Source organism: Frankia sp. CoWAU3 (genome assembly GCF_977971855.1).
Window position 1 is genome coordinate 5,187 of record NZ_CDWWXB010000048.1, and the last position, 7,439, is coordinate 12,625.

Annotated in this window: 5 protein-coding genes and 1 pseudogene; 3 read left to right on the forward strand and 3 right to left on the reverse strand. The window is 70.2% G+C overall.

The window, feature by feature from the left end; translation table 11 throughout:
• A pseudogene (locus AC08ON_RS07060) lies at positions 1-452 on the reverse strand (magnesium chelatase); the annotation flags it as partial.
• Between the two features lie 123 nt (positions 453-575).
• Positions 576-1,058, reverse strand: a complete 483-nt coding sequence (gene greA, locus AC08ON_RS07065; protein WP_476606872.1) for a transcription elongation factor GreA — start codon at positions 1,056-1,058, stop codon at positions 576-578.
• Positions 1,059-1,497: 439 nt separating this feature from the next.
• On the opposite strand from greA, the gene mca reads away from it, so the two are divergent.
• Together mca and AC08ON_RS07075 are read left to right on the forward strand one after the other, a co-directional pair.
• The gene (gene mca, locus AC08ON_RS07070) at positions 1,498-2,400 is read left to right on the forward strand and encodes a mycothiol conjugate amidase Mca (RefSeq protein WP_476606871.1); all 903 of its coding nucleotides are present in this window, start codon (positions 1,498-1,500) and stop codon (positions 2,398-2,400) included.
• Between the two features lie 222 nt (positions 2,401-2,622).
• The gene (locus AC08ON_RS07075; RefSeq protein WP_476606870.1) at positions 2,623-2,976 is read left to right on the forward strand and encodes a hypothetical protein; all 354 of its coding nucleotides are present in this window, start codon (positions 2,623-2,625) and stop codon (positions 2,974-2,976) included.
• A gap of 20 nt (positions 2,977-2,996) precedes the next feature.
• On the opposite strand, the gene AC08ON_RS07080 is transcribed toward AC08ON_RS07075, so the two are convergent.
• The gene (locus tag AC08ON_RS07080; protein ID WP_476606869.1) at positions 2,997-6,200 is read right to left on the reverse strand and encodes a leucine--tRNA ligase; all 3,204 of its coding nucleotides are present in this window, start codon (positions 6,198-6,200) and stop codon (positions 2,997-2,999) included.
• Positions 6,201-6,475: 275 nt separating this feature from the next.
• Here AC08ON_RS07080 and AC08ON_RS07085 point away from each other — a divergent pair.
• Positions 6,476-7,439 (forward strand): thioredoxin domain-containing protein (locus tag AC08ON_RS07085; protein WP_476616660.1); only part of this gene is annotated, 964 nt, incomplete at its 3' end.

Sequence of the window (7,439 nt, forward strand, 5' to 3'; positions counted from 1 at the left end):
CTCGTGTCCGGGGTCGCGAGCTTCTCGCTGAACCGCTCGCCGCGGTGCCGCCAGACCACCGGCAGCGCGTCACCGAGATCGGCCGCCAGCGCCCGGCATCGGCCACAGACCGGCGCGTAGGGGTGGTCGTTGATCTCACAGCCGGCGACGGCCGGCGACCACTCGTCGAGCAGGCTCACCAGAGTGCGGATGAGCCGGGTCTTGCCCTGCCCGCGCTCGCCGAGGAAGACGATGTCGTGACCGGCCAGGATGGCCCGCTCGACCTGGGGAAGGACGGTCTCGTCGAAACCGACGATGCCCGGGAACCGGGGGCCGTCGCCCTGCATCAGGGCGACGAGGTTGTCGCGCAGCTCCGTCCGCACCGGGCGGTGCGCGTGCCCGCTGCGGCGCAGCCCACCCAGGGTGGTGAACTGCGGGGCGGCGGCCGTCGGCGGGTGGGCCGCAGATGCCACGGTCGGGGGCACGGTCGGTGGTATGGAATGACTCGGCTGTGCCGGCAGATCCTCCACCCGTCGACGGTACGCCGACGCCGCCACCCGTGCAGCCGGGCCTGCGGTCGTCCGCTGCTGGCGTAGTCAGCCCGAGTAGGGCGACACCGAGACGATCTCGACCTTGGCCGAACGGCCGTTGGGCAGCGTGTAGGAGACGGTCTCGCCCGCCTTGTGCCCGGTCACCGCGCCGCCTAGCGGGGACGCCGGGGAGAAGACCTCGATGGGCGTGCTGTGGTCCTCGCGCGAGCCGATGAGGAACTTCTCCGTCTCTCGTTCGCCGGGGAAGCGCACCTCGACGACGGTGCCGGGGCCGGCCTCGCCGGTCGCCGCGGGTGCCTCGCCGACCTGGGCGTCGCGCAGCAGGTCCGTGAGCTGGCGAATCCGGGCCTCCTGCTTGCCCTGCTCCTCCTTGGCCGCGTGGTAGCCGCCGTTTTCCTTGAGGTCGCCCTCCTCGCGGGCAGCCTCAATCTTGGTCGCGATCTCCGTACGCCACGGGCCGGTCAGGTAGTCGAGCTCGGAGCGGAGCCGGTCGTATGCCTCCTGGGTGAGCCAAGTCTGCTGCGTCACGCGGGTCACGCTCCTCGGTGAACATCAAAAGGGCCATCATACCAAAATGAATCAAGGAATCCGATGTCGGGCTTGGTGGCTCCGGCGGCGTCTGGACCGCCCGGAAGCTCCGGACCGGCGGGTCAGCCCTTACGGGTGATCCGACAGCCCTCGCCTTCGACCTCGACCACGAATGCTTCACGCAGGGGTGGGAGGACGACGGAACCGGCCGTCGTCCATCGGCCCTCCGGAGCGGGCCGACGACGATGTCGGTGCGCCGGTCGACGGCAGGCCTGCCGTCGAAGCATGCGCGGACGGTGCATTGTGCCACGGCGTTGGGTGACTTTTCCAGACCGAACGCGGGGCGGGCCCCGGCGGTTCCTCAGGCGAGGTCGGATCACCCAGACCGGTGAGCCCGGAACAACGTTGAGGCATCAGCAACGTCGAGGGATCAGGAACAATGGGCCGCATGCCTGCGGTCCACGATCGGCATGGCCTGCGCCTGATGGCCATCCACGCCCACCCCGATGACGAGTCCAGCAAAGGCGCCGCCACCATGGCACGTTACGCCAGCGAGGGCGCCGACGTCCTCGTGGTCACGTGTACCGGGGGGGAGGAGGGCAGCATCCTCAACCCCGCGATGGACCAGCCAGGTGTCGCCGCCCAGATGGCGGAGATCCGCAGGCAGGAGATGGAGGCTGCCCGGCTCATCCTCAGGGTCCGCCAGGAGTGGCTCGGCTTCGTCGACTCCGGACTGCCTGAGGGCGATCCGCCGCCGCCTGTTCCGGACGGGCGGTTCGCCACCATCGCGCTCGGCGAGGCGGCCCGTCCGCTGGTCCGGTTGATCCGTCAGTTCCGACCACAGGTCATCACGACCTACGACGAGTCGGGCGGGTATCCGCATCCCGACCACATCATGACCCATCGGGTCAGTGTGGAGGCGTTCGAGGCGGCCGGTGATCCCGACCGTTATCCCGAGGCCGGCGTCGACGCCGGCCTCGAACCCTGGCAGCCGCTCAAGCTTTACTACCACCTCACCTTCCACAAGGAGCGCGTCCTCGCTCTCCACGAGGAGATGATGGCCCGCGGTCTGGAGTCCCCCTATGCCGAGCGGCTGGCCGAGTGGGTCGACCGCGCCGAGGACACCGGTCGGCTCACCACCCAGGTGGAGTGCGCGGACTGGTTCGAGACCCGCGACCGGGCACTGATCGCCCACGCCACCCAGGTCGACCCCACCGGATGGTGGTTCCGGATACCCCTGGAGGTGCAGCGAGACGCCTGGCCGACGGAGGACTACCAGCTGGCCCGTTCTCTTATCGAGGTCGGCATGCTGCCCGAAGACGATCTGTTCAACGGCGTGTGACTCTCCGGTAACCCGACCTTTCAGGTGGCATGTGACTGTTCGGATGACATGTGACTTTTTGAACAGTATGTGATCTAGTCAACGGTGCGTGACCGCGGAGGCGGAGGACTCGTACGGCAGGGCGTAGGGTCGGAATCGGCGCCCGTCGTGGAGTGTCCCCGTGGCGGGCGGTGACAGCAGGTGTGGCGGACACCAGAGGACACCAGGTGTGAGGACGTGCCCGTGAACGAGGTCTTCGCCGCTTCCGTGCTGGTCGAGAGGAAGATCGACGCCGGAGCCGTCGGGCTCCTCGTCGTCCTGGCACTGATCGCGGCCTCCAGCGTGATCTTCTTCTTCCTCTCGAAGAGCCTGCGCCGGATGCGGTCGAACGTCGCCAGCGGCGAGTTCGCCGGCGTCGACCCTGATCCGAACGCGATGCGCCGGCTGGACGGCGGAGACGGGCCGGTTATCGACGGGGAGGTCGTCGAGGAGACCGCAGGCACCGCCGGCGCCGGTAGCACGGCGGGTGGCGGCGAGCAGCTGGACCTGCCGACCCAGCCTGGACCCCCCGCGGGCTCCGCGGGGAGCGATCGGTAGGCGGCTGCCGCAGACCCCGGCTAGGCGGGGGAGATGGCGATATTCACGATCCGGCCGGGCACGACGATGATCTTCTTGATCGTCCGACCATCGGTCTGCCGGGCGAACTCGGGATGCGCGGCGAGCAGATCGCGAACCGTCTGCTCCGCTGAACCGTCCGGAACCTCGATGGTGAACCGGACCTTCCCGTTCACCTGGACCGGGATCGTCCTGACCGACTCGGCGGCCAGCGCCGGATCCCTGATCGGGAAGGCGACCGTGCTGACCGACTCCTCGTGACCGAGGCGGGACCACAGTTCCTCGGCGATGTGCGGAGCCAGCGGGGCCGCCATCAGGGTGAGCGGCTCGGCGAGCGCGCGGGGGGTGGGGGATTTCCCGTAGCTCTTGCTGACGAAGTTGGTCAGTTCGATGAGCCGGGCGACCGCGGTGTTGAACCGCAGCCCCGCGTATTCGGCGGTGACCGTGAGGATCGTCCGGTGCAGGACGCGAAGAGCCTCGCCGTCCAACGGCTCGTCAACGACGGCGGCCGCCCCGGTGGTTTCGTCGACGACGGTGCGCCACAGCCGCTGGAGGAACCGGTGCGAACCGACGATGTCGTCGGTGTGCCATGGCCGGTCGGCGTCGAGCGGGCCCATCGCCATCTCGTAGACGCGCAGCGTGTCGGCGCCGAACCTGTCGTACATCTCGTCCGGGCTGACGCTGTTCTTCAGGCTCTTGCCCATCTTGCCCGAGCGCCGGTTGACCGGGGCGCCCTGGAAGAGGAACCGGCCGTCGGGGGTCGCCGTCACCTCGGCAGCCGGGACGTACATGCCCCGGGCGTCGGTGAAGGCATCCGCCTGGATGTAGCCCTGGTTGAACAGCCGCTTGAACGGCTCCTTGGTGGAGACGTGGCCCAGGTCGTAGAGCACCTTGTGCCAGAACCGGGCGTAGAGCAGGTGCAGCACGGCGTGCTCGACACCGCCGACGTACAGATCGACGCCGCCGTCGCCGGGAACCGCGCCCGGCCTGGCCATCCAGTAGCGCTCGACGGTCGGGTCGACGAAGCGCTCGGTGTTGGTCGGGTCCAGGTAGCGCAGGTAGTACCAACACGAACCGGCCCACTGCGGCATGGTGTTCGTCTCGCGCCGGTACTGCTTCGGCCCGTCGCCGAGATCCAGGGTGACCGTCACCCAGTCGGCCACCCGGGCCAGGGGGGGCACCGGGTCGCTCGCGTCGTCCTCGGCCATCGCCGTGGGCCGGAAGTCGGTCATCTCCGGCAGCTCGATCGGCAGCAGCTCGTCGGGAACCGCGTGAGGCAGCCCGTCGACGTCGAAGACGACCGGGAACGGCTCGCCCCAGTACCGCTGGCGGGAGAACAGCCAGTCCCGCAGCCGGTACGACCGCGCCGACCTGCCGGCGCCGAGCTCCTCCAGCCAGTGAACCGTGGCCTTGATCGCCTCGCTTTTCGACAGGCCGACCAGCACCGGGGCGCCGGCCGGACCGGGCCGATACTCGCCCGCACCGCTGAACGCCTCGGGCCACTGCGCTGATGGAGTCGCGGGCACTACCCCGTGCGCGGCGTACCAGTCCGCGTCCGGCTCCAGCACGGCGGGGATCGGCAGGTCGAACGCGCGGGCGAAGGAGAAGTCCCGGCTGTCGTGCGCCGGTACCGCCATGATCGCCCCGGTGCCGTAGCCCAGCAGTACATAGTCGGCCAGGAAGACCGGGATGACCCCGCCACCGACCGGGTTGCGCACGTACGAGCCGGTGAACACGCCGGTGCGGTCGATGACCTCCTCGCCACGCTGCCGGTCGCTGCGGTGGGCCGCGAACTCCCGGTAGGCGTCGACGGCGGCTCGCGGGGTCCACGCCGGATCGGTGCCTGCCGCCGGCCCGGCGGTGCCCGCTGGTTCCGTGCCGCCGCCCGGCTGTCCCGCCGGGAAGCGCCAGCTCACCGGGGTGTCCGCCGGCCAGGTGTCGGCGATCAGCGCGTCGACCAGGGGATGTTCGGGCGCGAGCACCAGGAAGGTGGCCCCCGCCAGGGTGTCCGGGCGGGTGGTATAGACCTCGATGCGCCGGGCGGTCGATGAGCCAGACGGATCGGACGGATCGGACGCCCTGGATGGACCTGCCCCCTCGCCGGGGGCGACGACGGTGAACTCGACGCTGGCGCCCTCGCTGGGACTGATCCAGTTGCGCTGCATCTGCTTGATCGAGTCCGGCCAGTCGACCAGGTCGAGGTCGGAGATCAGCCGCTCGGCGTAGGCGGTGATCCGCAGGATCCACTGCTTCAGCGGCCGGCGAAACACTGGGTAGTTCCCGATGTCGCTGCGGCCGTTGGCGGTGACCTCCTCGTTCGCCAGCACGGTGCCCAGCCCCGGGCACCAGTTGACCAGCTGTTCGGAGATGTAGGCCAGGCGGTGCGCGTTGACGACCTTCCGGCGGGACACCTCGTCGAGTTCGGTCCACGCCAGCCCGGCCGGGTTCGCCGCCCGGACCGCGTCAACCGACACGGCCGTGTTCCCCCCGGCGGGGCCGGCTACCGGCGCCCGGGTGCCCGCGGCGAACTCCTCGATCAGCTCGGCGATCGGCCGGGCCCGGCCGGCCTGCGGGTCGTACCAGCTGTTGAAGATCTGTTGGAAGATCCACTGCGTCCAGCGGTAGTAGCCCACGTCGGTCGTCGCGATCTCGCGGCGGGTGTCGTGGCCCAGCCCCAGCCGGGAGAGTTGGCGGCGCATGTTGGCGATGTTGGCGTTGGTGGTGTCGCGGGGATGCTGGCCCGTGTTGATGGCGTACTGCTCGGCGGGCAGGCCGAAGGAGTCGTATCCGAACGGATGCAGCACGTGCCGGCCGGACATCCGCAGATAGCGGGCGAACACGTCGGTGCCGATGTACCCCAGCGGGTGCCCGACGTGCAGCCCCGAGCCGCTCGGATAGGGGAACATGTCCATGATGTAGAACGGCTCCCGGCCGGCGACCTTCTCGAAGCCCGCCGAGAGCGGCCCGACCGGGTTCGGCGAGTTGAACGTGCCCTCGTCGGCCCACCGGCGCTGCCAGCGCCGCTCGATGTCGGCGGCGAGCCGGGCGTCGTACCGGAAGCTCGGCTCGACGCTCCCGGTCCCGGCGGGGGCGCAGCCCGCGGCTGCCGGGATGATCCCGCCGGATGCGCCGGTCGGTGCCACCGTGGTGTCCGCGGCGCCGGTCCGGGCGCCGGGCTCGGCCGTCTCACTCATCGCTCGTGCCATCCAAACTCGTTGGTACGTCGACCCTCTCACCGCTCTCGCGGCGGGAACGGCGGCCTGACGGACGGCGGTCGGGCGAGCGGACGGCGGGGATCGTGCGGTCCCACGAGCCTATCCGCCGGGTACGTCGGCGCGGCGGGCCGGTCGAGGAAGCGCGCCGATCACGTCGGCGCGGCGTGGAGATGAGGGCGGACTACCTGGGCGCGCCTTTGGTTGCATATCCAGAGGCCTACGGGGTTCCGCGGGCCTGGCGGACACGCAGATCATGAGGAGTTCGGGTGCCTAACAAGCTCGCGGAGCAGACGTCTCCGTACCTGCTACAGCACGCGGACAACCCGGTCGACTGGTGGCCCTGGAGCCCGGCGGCCTTCGCCGAGGCGGCCCGGCGGGGGGTGCCGGTGCTGCTCTCGGTGGGCTACGCATCCTGCCACTGGTGCCATGTCATGGCGCACGAATCGTTCGAGGACGTCGTGACCGCCGAGTACATGAACGACCACTTCGTCAACATCAAGGTGGATCGGGAGGAGCGGCCCGACGTCGACTCCGTCTACATGGACGTCACCGTCGCCCTGACCGGGCACGGCGGCTGGCCGATGACGGTGTTCCTCACCCCTACCGCCGAGCCGTTCTTCGCCGGCACCTACTTCCCGCCGCGTCCCCGGCCTGGCATGGGGTCGTTCCGTCAGGTCCTGACGGCGGTCACCGAGGCCTGGCAGACCCGGCGGGACGAGATCGAGGAGTCGGGGGCGGACATCGCCCGCCGGCTCGCCGAGGCGGCGACGCGTGGTCCGGCGTCCGGTCTCGCCGCCGAAATCACCCCGGCTCTGCTCGACACCGCCGTGGCGGGGCTGTCGGCCCGCTTTGACGCCCGTCACGGTGGATTCGGCGGTGCGCCGAAGTTCCCGCCGTCCATGGTCGCCGAGATGCTGCTGCGGCACTCCGCCCGCACGGGGGACGCGCGCAGCCTGGAGATGGTCGCGGTGACCTGCGAACGGATGGCGCGTGGGGGCATCTACGACCAGCTTGCCGGGGGGTTCGCCCGGTACAGCGTCGATGCGACGTGGACGGTCCCGCGCTTCGAGAAGATGCTCTACGACAACGCGCTGCTGCTGCGGGTCTACCTGCACCTGTGGCGGGCCACCGGGTCGGCACTGGCCGAACGGGTGGTCCGGGAGACGGCAGCCTTTCTGCTCGCGGATCTGCGCACCCCCCAGGGGGGGTTCGCCTCGGCGCTCGACGCGG